General features: G+C 70.7%; 15 protein-coding genes. 5 read left to right on the forward strand and 10 right to left on the reverse strand.

Annotation, left to right across the window (positions count from 1 at the left end; all coding sequences use genetic code 11):
* Nucleotides 1-2: 2 nt before the first annotated feature.
* Nucleotides 3-845: a TIGR03620 family F420-dependent LLM class oxidoreductase gene (locus FRCN3DRAFT_RS0222090; protein ID WP_027140832.1), complete on the forward strand. Its 843-nt coding sequence runs from the start codon at nucleotides 3-5 to the stop codon at nucleotides 843-845.
* Nucleotides 846-1,046: 201 nt separating this feature from the next.
* On the opposite strand, the gene FRCN3DRAFT_RS0222095 is transcribed toward FRCN3DRAFT_RS0222090, so the two are convergent.
* From FRCN3DRAFT_RS0222095 to FRCN3DRAFT_RS0222120, 6 genes are all read right to left on the reverse strand, one after another.
* Nucleotides 1,047-1,358 (reverse strand): DUF4286 family protein, encoded by a 312-nt coding sequence (locus tag FRCN3DRAFT_RS0222095; RefSeq protein WP_007509170.1) that lies wholly within the window; start codon nucleotides 1,356-1,358, stop codon nucleotides 1,047-1,049.
* Between the two features lie 79 nt (nucleotides 1,359-1,437).
* Nucleotides 1,438-2,682, reverse strand: a complete 1,245-nt coding sequence (locus FRCN3DRAFT_RS0222100; protein WP_007509169.1) for a metal-dependent hydrolase family protein — start codon at nucleotides 2,680-2,682, stop codon at nucleotides 1,438-1,440.
* On the reverse strand, nucleotides 2,679-3,011 hold the full coding sequence (locus FRCN3DRAFT_RS0222105) for a hypothetical protein (RefSeq protein ID WP_027140833.1): 333 nt from the start codon (nucleotides 3,009-3,011) through the stop codon (nucleotides 2,679-2,681). Before FRCN3DRAFT_RS0222105 ends, FRCN3DRAFT_RS0222100 begins: the two co-directional genes overlap by 4 nt.
* 77 nt (nucleotides 3,012-3,088) lie before the next feature.
* Nucleotides 3,089-4,348, reverse strand: coding sequence for an aromatic ring-hydroxylating oxygenase subunit alpha (locus FRCN3DRAFT_RS0222110; RefSeq protein ID WP_007509165.1), 1,260 nt, complete (start codon nucleotides 4,346-4,348; stop codon nucleotides 3,089-3,091).
* 12 nt (nucleotides 4,349-4,360) lie between these two features.
* A complete protein-coding gene (locus FRCN3DRAFT_RS0222115) occupies nucleotides 4,361-5,038 on the reverse strand; it encodes a carboxymuconolactone decarboxylase family protein (protein ID WP_007509163.1) in 678 nt (225 codons plus the stop codon).
* Nucleotides 5,035-5,799 (reverse strand): SDR family NAD(P)-dependent oxidoreductase, encoded by a 765-nt coding sequence (locus FRCN3DRAFT_RS0222120; protein WP_007509161.1) that lies wholly within the window; start codon nucleotides 5,797-5,799, stop codon nucleotides 5,035-5,037. The genes FRCN3DRAFT_RS0222115 and FRCN3DRAFT_RS0222120 overlap by 4 nt, the downstream gene beginning before the upstream one ends.
* 220 nt (nucleotides 5,800-6,019) lie before the next feature.
* Between FRCN3DRAFT_RS0222120 and FRCN3DRAFT_RS0222125 the strand changes: the two genes are divergently transcribed.
* Nucleotides 6,020-6,655: a TetR/AcrR family transcriptional regulator gene (locus FRCN3DRAFT_RS0222125; protein ID WP_007509159.1), complete on the forward strand. Its 636-nt coding sequence runs from the start codon at nucleotides 6,020-6,022 to the stop codon at nucleotides 6,653-6,655.
* Nucleotides 6,656-6,692: 37 nt separating this feature from the next.
* Here the strand turns inward: FRCN3DRAFT_RS0222125 and FRCN3DRAFT_RS0222130 are convergent, their stop codons facing one another.
* From FRCN3DRAFT_RS0222130 to FRCN3DRAFT_RS0222140, 3 genes are read right to left on the reverse strand one after another with little or no spacing between them, the layout of a single operon-like run.
* Complete coding sequence (locus FRCN3DRAFT_RS0222130) at nucleotides 6,693-7,538, reverse strand: TauD/TfdA dioxygenase family protein (RefSeq protein WP_007509157.1); 846 nt, start codon at nucleotides 7,536-7,538, stop codon at nucleotides 6,693-6,695.
* Nucleotides 7,535-7,885 carry a hypothetical protein gene (locus FRCN3DRAFT_RS0222135; RefSeq protein WP_007509155.1) on the reverse strand — a complete coding sequence of 117 codons (351 nt, stop codon included), beginning with the start codon at nucleotides 7,883-7,885 and terminating at the stop codon, nucleotides 7,535-7,537. Before FRCN3DRAFT_RS0222135 ends, FRCN3DRAFT_RS0222130 begins: the two co-directional genes overlap by 4 nt.
* Complete coding sequence (locus tag FRCN3DRAFT_RS0222140) at nucleotides 7,882-9,171, reverse strand: aromatic ring-hydroxylating oxygenase subunit alpha (RefSeq protein ID WP_007509153.1); 1,290 nt, start codon at nucleotides 9,169-9,171, stop codon at nucleotides 7,882-7,884. Before FRCN3DRAFT_RS0222140 ends, FRCN3DRAFT_RS0222135 begins: the two co-directional genes overlap by 4 nt.
* A 126-nt stretch (nucleotides 9,172-9,297) precedes the next feature.
* Here FRCN3DRAFT_RS0222140 and FRCN3DRAFT_RS0222145 point away from each other — a divergent pair, with 126 nt between their 5' ends.
* A complete protein-coding gene (locus FRCN3DRAFT_RS0222145) occupies nucleotides 9,298-10,746 on the forward strand; it encodes an aldehyde dehydrogenase (RefSeq protein WP_007509151.1) in 1,449 nt (482 codons plus the stop codon).
* A gap of 132 nt (nucleotides 10,747-10,878) precedes the next feature.
* On the opposite strand, the gene FRCN3DRAFT_RS0222150 is transcribed toward FRCN3DRAFT_RS0222145, so the two are convergent.
* A complete protein-coding gene (locus tag FRCN3DRAFT_RS0222150; RefSeq protein WP_007509149.1) occupies nucleotides 10,879-12,084 on the reverse strand; it encodes a PucR family transcriptional regulator in 1,206 nt (401 codons plus the stop codon).
* A 194-nt stretch (nucleotides 12,085-12,278) separates the two neighbouring features.
* Between FRCN3DRAFT_RS0222150 and FRCN3DRAFT_RS0222155 the strand changes: the two genes are divergently transcribed.
* Both FRCN3DRAFT_RS0222155 and FRCN3DRAFT_RS0222160 read left to right on the forward strand, forming a co-directional pair.
* Complete coding sequence (locus tag FRCN3DRAFT_RS0222155; RefSeq protein WP_007509148.1) at nucleotides 12,279-13,250, forward strand: alpha/beta hydrolase; 972 nt, start codon at nucleotides 12,279-12,281, stop codon at nucleotides 13,248-13,250.
* A gap of 30 nt (nucleotides 13,251-13,280) precedes the next feature.
* Entirely contained in the window at nucleotides 13,281-14,597 is a 1,317-nt protein-coding gene (locus FRCN3DRAFT_RS0222160; RefSeq protein ID WP_007509146.1) for an ABC transporter substrate-binding protein, read from the forward strand.
* Nucleotides 14,598-14,602: the final 5 nt, after the last annotated feature.

Genomic DNA, 14,602 nt, shown 5'->3' on the forward strand with positions numbered 1-14,602 from the left:
TCATGACCATTGCGGGACCGGTCGGTATCGCCGGCCTAGCCCTAGACCCGACAGCGGAACCAGCCGCGGAGATCGACGCCGCCGCCAGGCTGGAGGAACTGGGATATCAGACGCTCTGGCTACCGGGCGGCCAGGGCAACAATCTCGCGCAGATCGACCGCGTCGTCCGCGGCACGTCGACGCTGCGGGTGGCGAGCGCCATCATCTCGGTCGACCGGGTACCGGCCACCGAGGTCGCGACGGCGCACGCGGCGTTGGCGGCCGACCATCCCGGCCGGTTCGTCGTCGGCCTGGGCGGCGCGCACGGCCCGAAGCCGCTGCCGACGATCAACGCCTACCTGGACGCGCTGGACACCGCGACGCCGGCGGTGCCCGCGTCGGAGCGGATCCTCGCCGCGCTCGGCCCGCGGATGCTCGACCTGTCCCGCGGCCGTGCCGGCGGCGCCTACCCCTACCTGGTGACCACGGACTACGTGGCCGAGGCGCGCAAGCTGCTCGGCGACGGGCCGGCGCTCGCGGTGCTGGTGCCGGTCATTCCTCTGTCGGACCCCGACGCGGCCCGAGAGCTCGCCCGCGCTTCGGTGGGCTTCTTCACGACCCGTCCCGGCTACCGCCGCAACTTCGTCCGCATGGGATTCGACGAGGCCGACATCACCGGGCTCAGCGACGCCTTCGTCGACGGCATCACCGTCTGGGGCGGCCTGGAGACGATCGTGGCACGGATCGCCGATTACCAGTCGGCCGGCGCCGACCAGGTGGTGCTCGGCCTGCGCCTGCCCCCGGGCGGCGACCCCAGCTCCACGACCGCCTGGCAGGCACGCCTCGCCGAGGCCCTGCTCGGCTAGGCCACCAACCGACGCCCGGCCGGGCGCGGACCTCCCGCGCGGTACCGATCGCGACACGCGGAAGGAACGCGCCCGGCCGGTCGAGAATCCGGGTCCCGGGCAACAGGGCGGCCCACGCGCATCGCGGTGCGGGGCGAGTTCTCGCGAACGACCGAGCCAGACCGACCGACCGCCATCCGTCCGGGTGGGTGGGTGGGTGGCCTACTCGGCGGAGCTGAGCTGGCGGAAGTAGCGGACGGTCGGCGGTGGGCCCAGCTGCACGTGCTCCGGCCGGGACAGGGCTCCCGTCGACTGTGCCAGGCCCAGCGCCGCCTTGGCCGCCTCAAGGTCACAGTCGATCTCGTAGATCACGATGAAGGTGTCGCTGTCGAGGGACTCCAGCCGGCGGGCGGAGACGAAGCCGTCCACCTTCAGGATCTCGGGAAGATGCGTGTGGTCGTACCAGTCGTGGTACGCCGCCAGCTCGTCCGGTGAGGCGGGCCGTGATTCGACGATGAGCACGCCGTTGGCCATGGGTAGAGCTCCTAGTGAGTCGTGCGGCCTTTAGGGCTGGCGTTGGCGTTGGTGTTCAGGCGCCCTTGTGGATGGGTGTTCAGGCGCCCTTGTGGATGCGGCCGTCCTTCATGACGAACCGGACGTCCTGGGTGACGGTGATGTCCTGGGTCGGGTCGCCGGGAACGGCGATGACGTCGGCGAGGTAGCCCGCCCGCAGCCGGCCGAGCTCGTGGTCACGCTCGACGAGTTCCGCGCTCGTGACGGTGGCCGCGCGCAGCGCCTGCGGCGGGGTCATGCCGCGGGTCACCAGCGCGGCCAGCTCCTTGGCGTTGTCGCCGTGCGGGACGGCGGGGGCGTCGGTACCGCAGGCGATCCTCACTCCGGCGGCGACGGCCCGGGGAAGCATGGCCCTGGCCTGGGGAAACACCACGGCGGCCTTCGCCTGCAGCTCCGGCGCGGCTCTGGCGACGTCCATCGCGTCGGTCAGGTACGTGGTGGACACCAGGAACGTGCCGGCCTCCGCCATCAGCTTCAACGTCTCGTCGCTGGCCAGGAAGCCGTGCTCGACGCAGTCGATCCCGGCCTCGACGCAGGCCCGCACCGCCCGGTCCCCCACCGCGTGGGCGGCTACCCGGATGTCGGCCCGGTGCGCCTCGTCGACGATCGCGGCCAGTTCCTCGTCGGAGTACTGCTGGGAGCCGGGACCGGTGCTGTGTGACATCACTCCGCCCGAAGCGGACACCTTGATCACCTTGGCGCCATGGCGGATCTGGTACCGCACGCAGTAACGCACCTGGTCGACGCCATTCGCGATCCCCTCGCCGACACCGAGCGGCATGATCCCCGGTGCGAGACGCTGGAACACCGTCGGGTCGAGGTGGCCGCCGTAAGGAGTGACCGCGTGCCCCGCTGGGATGATCCGCGGGCCTTCCACCCATCCCTGGTCGATGGCGCGCTGCAGCGCGACGTCCAGCAGATACCCGCCCGTCTTGACCATCAGGCCGAGGTTGCGCACGGTCGTGAATCCGGCCAGCAGGGTCTTGCGGGCGTTGATCGTGGCGCGCAGCGTTCGGTACGCAGGGTCGTCCTGGACGCCGTGCATCGGCAGCGGCAGGCCCGTAGGGGTCTCCGGTCCGCCGATCAGGAGGTTGAGCTCCATATCCATCAGCCCGGGCAGCAGCGTCACGTCGCCGAGGTCGATCTCCGTCGCGCCGGCGGGGAGCTCGGCCGGGTTGATCGCGCTGATCCGGTTGCCCTCGACCACGATCACCGCGGGCGACCGGACCTCGCCGGCATCGATGTCCAGCCACCGGTCGGCCCGCAGGACGGTCGGCGCGGTCACGGGACCGGCTCGACGAAGCAGTCGAACCTGGTGGCGCCGGTGTCCGGGACCCTCGGCTGGTGCCAGATCTCGACGGGGAACGACGTCTGGATCATCGAGTAGAGCAGGTACAGCAGGTTGGTCGCGTCGTCGGGCAGCGCGTCGTACGGCAGCCTCTCCAGGTAGGCCATCACGGCCTCGACGCGCGGGGTGATCGCGTCGTAGAAGACCTGCATCTCCTCGGTCGTGCTGGCCAGCCGGGTGCCGTACCGCTCGGGCTCGCTCGGTAGCGCCCACTTCGCGGCGAACGGCTCGAGATCGGCGAACTCGGCCGGCAGTAACGCTCTCACAGCGTCCTGGGTTCGCTCCCGGGGTTCCTGCCGGATCGGCGGAACTTGCGGAGTCGATCCGCCAGGTTCGGCCGCGCTCACCGGGACGCTCCCTCGTAGGTGTCGATCCAGTCGCGGACCTCGGCGTGCAGGTGTCGGCAGAGGATCTCCTGGTCGCCCAGGAGGAACCGGTCGACGTACCGGGTCTCGAGCATCATCTGGGTGGCCTCGAGCGTGTTGGCGTCCTGCAGCGCGAACTCCTTGAACGTCACCGCCGACATCTCCTGGGAGATCCGGTCGCGGACGTTCGTCGCCGGCAGGAAGTAGACGTTGCCCTCGAAGACGTGCGTGTTGTGCGACGTCGGCCAGTAGTTGTACGTCAGGTACCAGCCCTGGCTCCAGATGAGGATCACGAAGTTCGGGAAGAGCTGGAACGAGTCCAGACCCCACGGGTCGCATTTTGCCGGGTTGAGGCCCTTCGGCATCTCACCGAGGTCGGCCTTGTCCCACGGGCCGAACAGGCCGCCGCGGGTCATCGCCTCCATCGGCTTGATCATGTCCGCGCCCATCTCCCAGAACCGGACGCCGGACGTGCTCACCAGCCGGTGCGGGCGCTCGATCTGGTAGTGGGGCGCCTCGAAACCGGCCTGCACGGCGGCCTTCGAGTACTTCTCCGGCGACTGGTTACCGTGCAGGACCGGCGCGTGGTAGAACTCCGCGAACGCGTCCATGAACAGCTTCCAGTTCGCCCCGACCGTGGTGCTGTACCCAAAACGGGCCGTCATCCGTTCGAACGGGTAGCCCTCCAGGTCGGTCACCATCGGCCCGAGGAAATCCCGCAGCGACTGCGACGGCTCCCGCGAGAAGTTCACGAAGATGAACCCCGCCCAGACGTCGCAGTGCACCGGCGCCAGGCCCCACTGGCTCTTGTCGACGTCGAAGAACTCGCCCTCCTGCTGGATGAACGTCAGCGAGCCGTCAAGGTCGTAACGCCAGCCGTGGTACTTGCAGGTGAACTGCCGGCAGATCCCCTGGCTCTCGTTCTTCGGATCCTCGGTCCAGACGAGCTTGTTGCCCCGGTGCCGGCACATGTTGTGGAAGGCCCGCACCTGGCCGGCCTTGTCGCGCACGACGACGATCGACGCGTGGGCGGCCTTGATGTCCTTGGTGAAGTAGCTGCCAACGCGCGGAAGCTGCTCGACCCGGCCGACGTTCAGCCAGGCCCGCTTGAAGATCGCCTCCTTCTCGCGCTCGAAGTACTCGGGCGAGATCGAGTCCTCATACGACACGGGGCCGGTGCCGAGCTCCGGGTAGTGCTCGGTCCAGCTGCCTTCCGGTGGTTTCGGGAAACGTGGCATGCGCTGCCTCCTTCAGGGGATCGGCGCGGCGTCGGGAACGGTGCGGCCGTTTTTCGCGCCGTCCGGGTCTGGTAGAGCCGCGGGCTCCAGACCGACGCTGTTGAGCACCATGGCGAGACACACATAGCCACCCACCACGAAGGTCAGCTCCAGAAGCTGGCGCTCGTCGAGGTGCGCGGCCAGGCGCGCCCAGGTGGCGTCGTCGATGACGTGGTCGTCAACGAGCTGGTCGACGGCGCGCAGCAGGTCACGGTCGCGGTCCGTCCACCCGTCAGCGGCCGTGGCGACGCAGGCAGCGCCGGACGTGGTGCCGGCAGCGTCAGACGCGACGCCGGCGGCCACGGCGGCGATCTCGTCGAGCGTCAGCCCGGCGGTCTGCGCCATGCCGACATGCTGCGCCCACTGGTACCGGCAGCCCGTCCGATGACCGACTCGGAGGATCAGCAGCTCACGGTCGCGCGGATCGAGTGCGCCGTCGTCGAGCAGCGTCCCGCTGAACGCGAGCCACGGCCCACCTACCCGGGAGTGGCGGGCGAACAGGCCGAGGATCGCCGGCATGGGCGGCGCGTCCGCCTCACCCGACAGGTAGCGGTCGGCACGGGTCAGGTTGCCGCGCAACAGCTCGCGGTCCTCCTCAGTCCACTCCGACACCGGCAGCGGCCCCAACCGGGGGGTAGGGGCAGGCCTCACAGCACAGACCCGCCGTTGACGCCCAGCACCTGGCCCGTGATGAAGCCGGCCTCCTCGGAGGCGAGGAAGGCGACCGCCGCGGCCAGGTCGTCCGGGGTCCCGAGATGGCCGAGCGGGATGCTCGCGGCCATCACCTCATTGGGCGGCAGGTTCCCCGCGGCCTGGTCACGATGCTGCATCGGGGTCTCGATCCCCGACGGCGGAACGCAGTTGACCGTGATGCCGTGGGTCGCATAGGCACGGGCCAGGGACTTGGTCAGCACCATGACACCGCCCTTGGCCGCCGCGTAGTGCGCCATGTTCGGCGAGCCCCGCTGGGCGCTCGACGACGAGATCGTGACGATCCGGCCCCACCCGGCCGCGACCATGTCGGGCACCGCCGCCTGGCAGCAGTGGAAGGTGCCGGTGAGGTTCACCTCGACGACCCGGTTCCACCGCTCGAGCGTGATCTGCTCGAACGACTGGAAGTCCACGAGGCCGGCGCTGGTCACCAAAATCTCCGTCGGGCCCAGCGCCGAGCGGATGCTGGTGAAGGCGGCGTCGAGGGCCGGGCGGTCCGTGACGTCGACCGCGAGGCCGAGAGCCTCCGCCCCCTCGGCCCGCAGCTCCTTGGCCACCCGCTGCGCGCCGTGGTCGTCGAGGTCGAGGACGGCGATCCGGTGGCCACGCTCGGCCAGGTGATGGCAGGTGGCCTCCCCGATGCCCGATGCTCCGCCGGTGACCACGGCCACGCGCGACTGTTGCACTCTGCTACGCGGCATCGTTCTGTCCTTCCTCACTCGAAGACGACTTCGCCGACGGGGGTGACCTGTACCGCCCTTCGCCACCCGTACACGCTGGGACATCGGTGTTCTTCGAACGACTAACGCTGTTCTTCACATGACTAACATGGAGCGTGGCCCAGGGCAAGGGCTGCCCAGCGGCGGACGGGGGCGACACTGGGACTGGCAAGGGGCGCCGGGAGCAGCGAGAGGAACAGACATGACGCGGGCACGGCGGAGCGCCGTCGACGACTCGGTCACGCGCACGGCGCTCCTCGACGCCACCGAGGCCCTGATGCTCGAGGAGGGCTACGCCGCCGTCACCACCCGCCGGCTGGCGACCAGGGCGGGCGTCAACAACGGGCTCGTCTACTACTACTTCGGCACGATGGACGGCCTGTTCATCGAGCTGTTCCGCCGCGGCGCCGAGCGCAGCCTGGACCGGCTCCGCCACGCGATGCGCTCCCCGCAGCCGTTGTGGGCCCTCTGGGAACTCGTCCAGGAGTCCTCGAACAACGCGCGCACGATGGAGTTCACCGCGCTGGCGAACCACCGCAAGGCGATCCGCGCCGAGATCGCCTCCTACTCGCGGACGTTCCGGCGGCTGCAGCTCGAGACCCTCTCGGACGTGCTCAGGGGCTATGGCGTCGATCCCGACCGGTGGCCGCCCGCGTCGTTGATCCTCGCCATGGCCGCGATCTCCCGGTTCCTGCACATCGAGGAGGCCTTCGACATCGACATCGGCCACCGCGAGCTGATCGCCGTCGTCGAGCGCGAGATCCACGCCCTGGAAGGCGACCGCCGGCCGGCCGACGACGAGGTCGTCGACGCCATCGCCGGCCGACGGGCCAGCTAGCCGACCGGCCAACCGGCCCGTTCACCGGCCGCCGCGGTCACTGGATCGGCTCGTCCCCAAAGACGGTGGTGCGCAGCATCTCGCGCGGCGAACTCGGGTCGTACGGAGCGGCCCGGTGCACGACGCCGGTGTTGTCCCAGATGACGGTGTCGCCGACCGACCATTCGTGGCGGTAGGTCAGCCCGCCCGCGGTCGTGTGGTCGAGCAGCTTTCCCAGCAGCGCTCGCCCCTCGTCGAGGTCCATGCCGACGATGTGGCTGGCGTGGGCGCCGATGACCAGCGACCTGCGGCCGGTCCGGTGGGTCCAGACCAGGGGGTGGGCCGAGGTCGGGCGGGCGCGCCACTTCTCGAGCTGTTCCGGGGTCGGGTCCGGGTACACCGTGCGCTGGGACGCCTCGAACGTGTGCATCACCCGCAGCGAGGCGAACCGTTCCTTCTCTGCGTCGGACAGCGCGTCATAGCCGGCGTAGGTGCTGGCGAACTCCGTCTCCCCGCCGTTCGCCGCCACCTGCTTGGCGCTGAGAATGGTCGCCTTCTGCGGCGGCTCGCCGTGCAGCGGGGTGCACCCGTCCATATGCCAGGCGAAGGTGCCCCTGAGATAGGCCGCCGACGAGTTCTTCGACTGGTCCAGGGTCACCCGGTAGATACCCGCGACCGGGTGGTGCCCCGGCTCGAAGTCGATCTCACCGAGCCGGCGGCAGAACGCCACCTGGTTGTCCGGCTCCAGGTTCAGGCCGCGGAAGACCAGCACGCCGAACTGCTCGAGCGCCTCGAGGATCGACCCGGCGATCGTGTCGTCCTGGGCGAGGCGCTCGGCGTCGACACCGCTCACCTCGGCGCCGACGGTCGCGGCGAGCGGCTCGCAGGTGATGGTCGTCGTCATGGCGCGGGCTCCAGGTAACGGTCGAAGTAGGCGGTGCCGGCGTCGATGACCCTGGGCTGGTGCCAGACCTCGACCGGCAGCGAGACCATCACGAACGAGTACACGAGATACAGCAGGTTCTCCTCCTGCTCGGGCAGCTCGTCCAGCGGGAACTGGTCGAGATACGCCATGGCGTCGCGCACCCGTGGGAACGTGGCGTCATAGAACGCCTGCATGTCCGCCATCGCGCTGTTCAGCCGTGCGGTGTACCTGGCCGGCTCGCCGGGGAGGCACCACCTGGCGGCGAAGGACTCGAGATCGGCGAACTGCGTCGGGAGCAACGAGGCCGGGAGTAACGAGTCGCTCATGCCCGGACCCCCTTTCCGTCTCGAAGGTAGGCCCGCACCCAGTCACCGGTGACCTTGTGCAGGTGGCGAACGGTGATCTCCTGGTCGGAGAGCGGGTATTTGTCGATGACCCGGGATTCCAGGCCCATCTGGGTTCCGTCGAGCGTGCCGGCGTCCTGCAGGCCCGCTTCCTTGGAGATGACGGCGGTGACCTCGTGACGGATCCGCTCGCTGGCGGTCCGCGACCGCGGGAAGTAGTACGACATCTCCCATGCGTGCGTGTTGGGGCCGGTCGGCCAGTAGTGGTAGGTGAGGTACCAGCCGCGCTCGTAGACCAGGATGACGAAGTTCGGGAAGATCTGGAAGTTCGAGATCGACCAGGGGTCCAGCCCACCGGGATTGAGCCCCGCCGGCAGGTTGACCGGGTCGAGCTCGGGGATGTCCGGGCGCTGCCAGGGGCCCATGAGGCCGGCCTCGGTGAGGGGCTCGATCGGGTACATCTGGTCGTGCGGCAGCATGTGCCGCGGCACGCCCTTCCAGCCACCGGTGCTGATCATCCGGTGCGGCCCGTCGATCTGGTAGTGCGGCGCCTTGAAACCGGACTCGAAGCTGCGCAGGCTCGGCACCTGCTGCTGCGAGTGCAGGATCGACGCGTGGTAGTACTCCTGGAAAGCGTCCAGGTAGATCTTCCAGTTGCTGTTGAGGTCGGCCTTGTACGCGTACCGCTCCGTGACGAGATGGAACGGATAGCCCTCCAGGCCACGCACCATCGGCCCGAGGAAATCCAGGAGGGTCTGGCTGGGCTCGTCCGAGAGGTTGACGAAGATGAAACCCTCCCAGACCTCGCAGTGCACCGAGACGAGCGGGAAGTCGGCCTTGTCGAAGTCGAAGAACTCCTCCTGCTGCAGGACGAAGTTCAGCTGGCCGTCCAGGCCGTACCGCCAGCCGTGGTACTTGCACATGAACTGGCGACAGACGCCGCTGGTCTCCTCCTTCGGAGTCCCTTCCCACAGCAGCTTGTTGCCACGGTGACGACACACGTTGTGAAAGGCGCGGACCCGGCCGTCCAGGTCACGCGCGACGATGACGGAGGTCTTCGCGACCGCGAGGTCCTTGGTGAAGAAGCTCCCTTTGCGCGGCAGCTGCTCGACCCGGCCGACGTTCAGCCACGCCCGCCGGAAGATCGCCTCGCGCTCCAGTTCGTAGAACTCCGGCGAGATCGAGTCCTCGTACGACACGAGGCCGGTGCCCAGCCCCGGGTAGCGCTCCGTCCAGCTGGCCTCCGCCGGCTTGGTGGCACGTGCCATGGCCCAGTCCTCCCGTTGCGGTCGCTCGAGACCACCGGTCGAGAGCGTTCTACGACTGACTAATGTTCTCCAAGTGACTAACATAGGCTCGGCGCAGGCCACAAGGCCCCAAACCAGGGAGCGCTCATGCAGGAGCGGGGACAGCTGTTCATCGGCGGCGAGTGGATCATGCCCAGCACCGGGGCTCGCATCGAGGTGATCTCCCCGCACAGCGAGCAGCCGGTCGGAAGCGTCGCGGCCGCGGGCACCGCGGACGTCGACCGTGCCGTCGCCGCCGCGCGCCGCGCCTTCGACGAAGGGCCGTGGCCGCGCACCGATCCGGCCGAACGTGTCGAGACGATCCGCCGGCTGGCCGCGCTCTACAGCGCCCGCCGCGACGAGCTGGCGGAAATCATCACCGCCCAGCTGGGCGCCCCGATCTCCTTCGCCAGGCGCGCCCAGGTCGGCCTGCCCGGATCCATGATCAGCGCGTTCGCCGACATCGCCGCCGCCTATCCATGGCAGGAGAACCGCCCGGGTGTCTATGGGCAGGACATCGTCCTGCGCCGAGAGCCCGTCGGCGTCGTCGCCGCGGTCGTCCCGTGGAACATGCCGCAGTTCCTGACCGTCACCAAGGTGATCCCCGCGCTGCTCGCCGGCTGCGCGGTCGTGCTGAAACCGGCGCCCGAGTCGCCACTCGACGCGCTGTACCTCGCCGACCTGTTCGCGCGGGCCGGTCTTCCGCCCGGCGTCGTGAGCGTCCTGCCCGCCGACCGGGACGTGAGCGCCTACCTCGTCGCCCACCCCGGCATCGACAAGGTCTCCTTTACCGGCTCGACGGCGGCCGGCCGCCAGGTCGCCGCCGCCTGCGCCTCGAACCTCACCAGAGTCAGCCTCGAACTCGGCGGGAAGTCAGCCGCCATCGCGCTCGGCGACGCCGACCCGGCCACCGTGGCGAAGGCCGTCCGGTTCTCCGGCATGGGCATGGCCGGCCAGATCTGCAACGCCCTCACCCGCGTGCTGGCCCCCGCCAACCGGCTCGACGACTACGCGGACGCGCTCGCGGCGGAACTGTCGACCATCAGGATCGGGAACCCTGCCGACCCGGACACGCAGATGGGCCCGCTCGTGACCAGGCGCCAACGGGAGCGGGTACGGAGCCACATCGACACCGGCGTGCGCGAGGGCGCCCGGCTCGTCCGTGGCGGCAGCGCGCCGCCCCCCGGCATCGACAGCGGCTGGTACGTCCAGCCCACCGTCTTCAGCGACGTGGCCCCCGCCATGACCATCGCCCGTGAGGAGATCTTCGGCCCGGTGGTCGTGGTCCTCCCCTACGACGACGAGGACGACGCCGTCCGGATCGCGAACGACACCGACTACGGCCTCGCGGGCTCCGTGTTCACCGCGGACCCGGCCCGCGGACTCGACATCGCCGGCCGGGTCCGCGCGGGAACCTTCGGCGTGAACCAGGGCTACTCCATGGACCCGGCGGCACCGTTCGGCGGGGTGAAGGCGAGCGGCTACGGCCGCGAACTCGGCCGCGAGGGCCTCGAAGGCTACCTCGACATCAAGTCGATCTCCATCGCCCCCGGATAGCAGGCGCCCGAGCGGCAAGAGGTCGCTTGCGCTCCGCCGGCCTGACGGGAGCTGGCGACGGCTACGCGACGCTGATGACGACGCCGCCGAGAATGCGTTGATCGCCCGGACCGCTGACGAGGAGTCGGCGGTCTATGGCGCGGTCGCGAGGCGGCGGGCGAGCAGGGCGAGGCGGGCGCGGAACCGGCCCTCGGGTTCGTCGAGGCGCCAGCCGAGGACGTCCTCGAGATGCGCCACCCTGGCGGCGACGGAGCTGTGGTGCAGGTGCAGGACGGCGGCCCCCTGCCGCAACGAGCTCGCCCGGCAGTACGCCTCGAGGACGGCGATGTCGCCAGCACCGGCCGGCGCCTGGGCGAGCGCGTCGAGGGCGCGGACGTCCGGGTCGGCGCGCAGCCGGTCGACCGGGACGTCCGCGAGCAGCGCGACCGAGCCGAGTTCCGAGTAGTCGACGACCAGCGCGTCGGCGGATCCGGGGGCGGCGAACCGCAGCGCGAGGCGCGCCTGCCGCCAGGAACGCCGGGCGTCGAGCCCGTCGACCGGGCCACCGACCCCCACCCGCGGCTGGGCGGCGCCGTCCCAACGATCGGCGGAGGCGGAGCAGTCGGGCGTGCTCGTGTCGGTCCGGCTGGACGGGCGTTCGGCGAGCGCGAGGCGCAGGTCGCCGGCCGGGGTCGCCGCCGCGGACCGGTCCTGGAGCAGCACCGCCGCCATCCGGCCCAGGACGGCCACCCGGACGGTGCGCCGCCCGAGCCGGCCCCGGGCCATCAGGGCGACCGCCTGCACCCCGACGTCCGTCCCCGCCGGCGGGGAGATCGCCACCGCCCGCACCGCCACGTCGGGCAGCAGCCCCAGCAGGCGCAGCGCGCGAGCCCGGTCCTCGGCCGACTCCCGGTCCGAGAGCACCAGCTCCACCAAAGCCGGGTCGGCGATGTGCAGCGACGGGCGGGCTCTCGTGCCGATGGCCCGCGCGGCGATCGCCATCCGCTCCAGGACGATCTCGTCCAGCGGGCGGGGTAAGCCGGGCCGCTCCAGCCATACCCGGCCGCCGTCGCCGTCGAGGCTCATCCAGCCGGAGACGTGCCCGGGCTCGGCGGACCCCTCCGCCGAACGGACCCCCTCCACCGAATGGGGCATCGGTGTGCCGTCCTGGCGGTACCGCACCCGGCCGATGTCCGCCGTCTCCAGCCCGGCGCCGCACTCGGCGAGCGCCGCGGTCGCGCGGACCAGGGAGGCGGCGTCCGCCCGGGCGGCCACCAGGGCGTCGAAGTACGCGATGACCCGGACCGCGCTCTCGGCGTCCGCGTCGAGCGCGGACAGCTGCAGCAGCAGGCCCTTCACCGCCGGCCGCCGCGGCTCGTCCAGGCAGCGGTTCGCACACGGGGAGGTTACGGCGTCACTCGGCGAGGCCGCCACACTCCGGACCCCATCGCCAGGTGGCGGGTGCCGGCGCGCGAACGTCCGACGACTGGCGGATGACCGGGGCAGCCAGGTTCGGCAGAGTGCTGCCAGCCACCACCTGAGGGAGCTCCGCGATGACCTACCGATTCGACCCCGAGCTGGCAGCCGTCATCCCGATGCTGCCCGCGCCCGACTTCTCCGACCTGGCCTCGTTCCGCGCCCTGCTCGCCGAGTTCAGGAACAGCATGCGGTCCGACACCACCGGGGTCGACGTCCGGGACCTGCGCGTTCCCGGACCGCCGGGCGCTCCCGAGGTTCCCGTCCGGGTCTACCGGCCGGCGCGGCCGACCCCCGGCTCCCGAGCCGGCCTCACCGCCGGTGTGCTCAACATCCACGGCGGCGGGTTCGTGATCGGGGACATCAGCATCGACGACGGGTCCTGCCTGGACCTGGTCCGCGCGCTCGGCGTCGTCGTCGTGTCGGTGGACTACCGGCTGGCCCCGGAACACCCGTTCCCGGCCCCGCTGGAGGACTGCTATGCCGCCTTGGAGTGGCTGGCGAAGAGCACCGGCGACCTCGGCGTCGACCCGACCCGGATCGCGGTCCGCGGGATCAGCGCCGGCGCCGGACTGGCCGCCGGCCTCGCGCTGCTGGCCCGAGACCGCGGCGGCCCGCCGCTGTGCTTCCAGTTCCTCGGCGTCCCCGAGGTCGACGACCGGCTCGACACCCCCAGCATGCGCCGGTTCGTCGACACCCCGATGTGGAACCGGCCCAACGCGGTCATCAGCTGGAACTCCTACCTTGGCGACGGCGTCCCGGGCACGCCCGGCGTCTCGCCCTACGCCGCGCCCGCTCGGGCGACCGACCTGACCGGCCTGCCGCCCGCCTACATCTCCGTCATGGAGTTCGACCCGTTGCGAGACGAGGGCATCGCCTACGCCCAGGCACTGCTCGCCGCCGAGGTGCCGGTCGAGCTTCACCTGTACCCCGGCACGTTCCACGGCTCCGCGGTGGCGGCGCAGGCCGCCGTCAGCCAGCGGGAGAGCAGGGAGGCGACGGCCGTCCTGGCCGCCGCGCTCGGGCTGTCCCCCACGACCGCCGGCTGACTCCCGTCCCTGGCAAGGAGGAGCATGGATATGCGAACGACAGCGGAGATGCGGACGGCAGCAGCCTCGCTCGGACGACGGACGGGCGCTCGACCGGGACGACGCTCGCTGGGCGCGGTGTTAGCCGCGTCGCTGGCCCTGGTGGTGTTCGGCGCGGCCTGCGGCTCGGACGGAGACGCCCCGTCACCCGCGAACACCACGGCGAACGCCGGCGTACTCGGGCCGGTGAGGGCCGCGAGCGGCGAGCCGGTGAAGATAGGCATCATCTCGGACGGCGCGACCCCCGGCTTCGACGCCTCCGCCCAGCTCGACGTCGCCGACGCCACCGCCGCGTACCTCAACGAGCGGCGTTCCGGGATCGGTGGCCGCCCGATCAAGCTGGTGAAATGCAAGACGCAGGGGGATCCGTCCAAGGCCACCGACTGCGCCAACCAGCTGGTCTCCGACGACCTCGTCGCCGTCGCCGTCGCCGAGTCGGGAGTGATCGACGACATCTGGCGACCCCTGGCGGCCGCGAACGTGCCCACCATGGTCTACGGTGCCGGCAGCCCCGACGTGCTCGCCGACAACGAGTCGACGTTCGCCCTCGGCGACCCGAACTACGCCACTCTCCAGATGCCGATCAGCCTCGCCAAGAAGCTGGGAGTGCACAAGGTGACCGCGGTGGTGATCGACGTGCCGGCCGCGCTGCACAGCGCCCAGGAGGTCGCGCCGGGGGCGTTCGCCAAGGCGGGCCTCGAATACCAGCTCGTCACCGTCCCTCCGGGCACCGCCGACATGACACCCCAGATGCAGAACGTCGCGGGCGCCCACCCCGGCCTCGTGTTCGTCATCGGCAATGACTCGTTCTGCATCAGCGCGTTCAACGGCCTGCGCGCCGTCGGCTTCGACGGCAAGATCAGCGCGATCTCCCAGTGCGTCACCGACGCCACCCGCAAGGCCGTGCCCGCCGACGCGCTCAAGGGAATGATCGTCTCGGCCACCGTGCCCAACGGCGGCACCGACCCGTCCACGGTGCTCTACGACGCGGTGCTCAAGACCTACAGCCACGGCATCGGCAGCGCGGACGCGGTCATCGGCCGCGGCATGTTCATGACTCTGGCCGGCCTCGCCACCGCCACCGAGGGAATCTCGGGAACCATCACGCCGGCGACCGTCATCGCGACCATCAAGGCGATGCCAGAGCGAGAACTACCCGGCTCGGGCGGCCAGAAGTTCCGCTGCAACGGGAAGGCCGACCCGGCGGACCCGGCGGTCTGCGTGCGAGGCGGCCTGTCGACGACCCTCGACGACAAGGGCCAGCCCACCGCCTTCGAGGTGCTGGGCTCCACCCCGATCGGGAACTGAACGAA

Source organism: Pseudofrankia saprophytica (genome assembly GCF_000235425.2).
GTDB classification, from domain to species: Bacteria; Actinomycetota; Actinomycetes; order Frankiales; family Frankiaceae; genus Pseudofrankia; species Pseudofrankia saprophytica.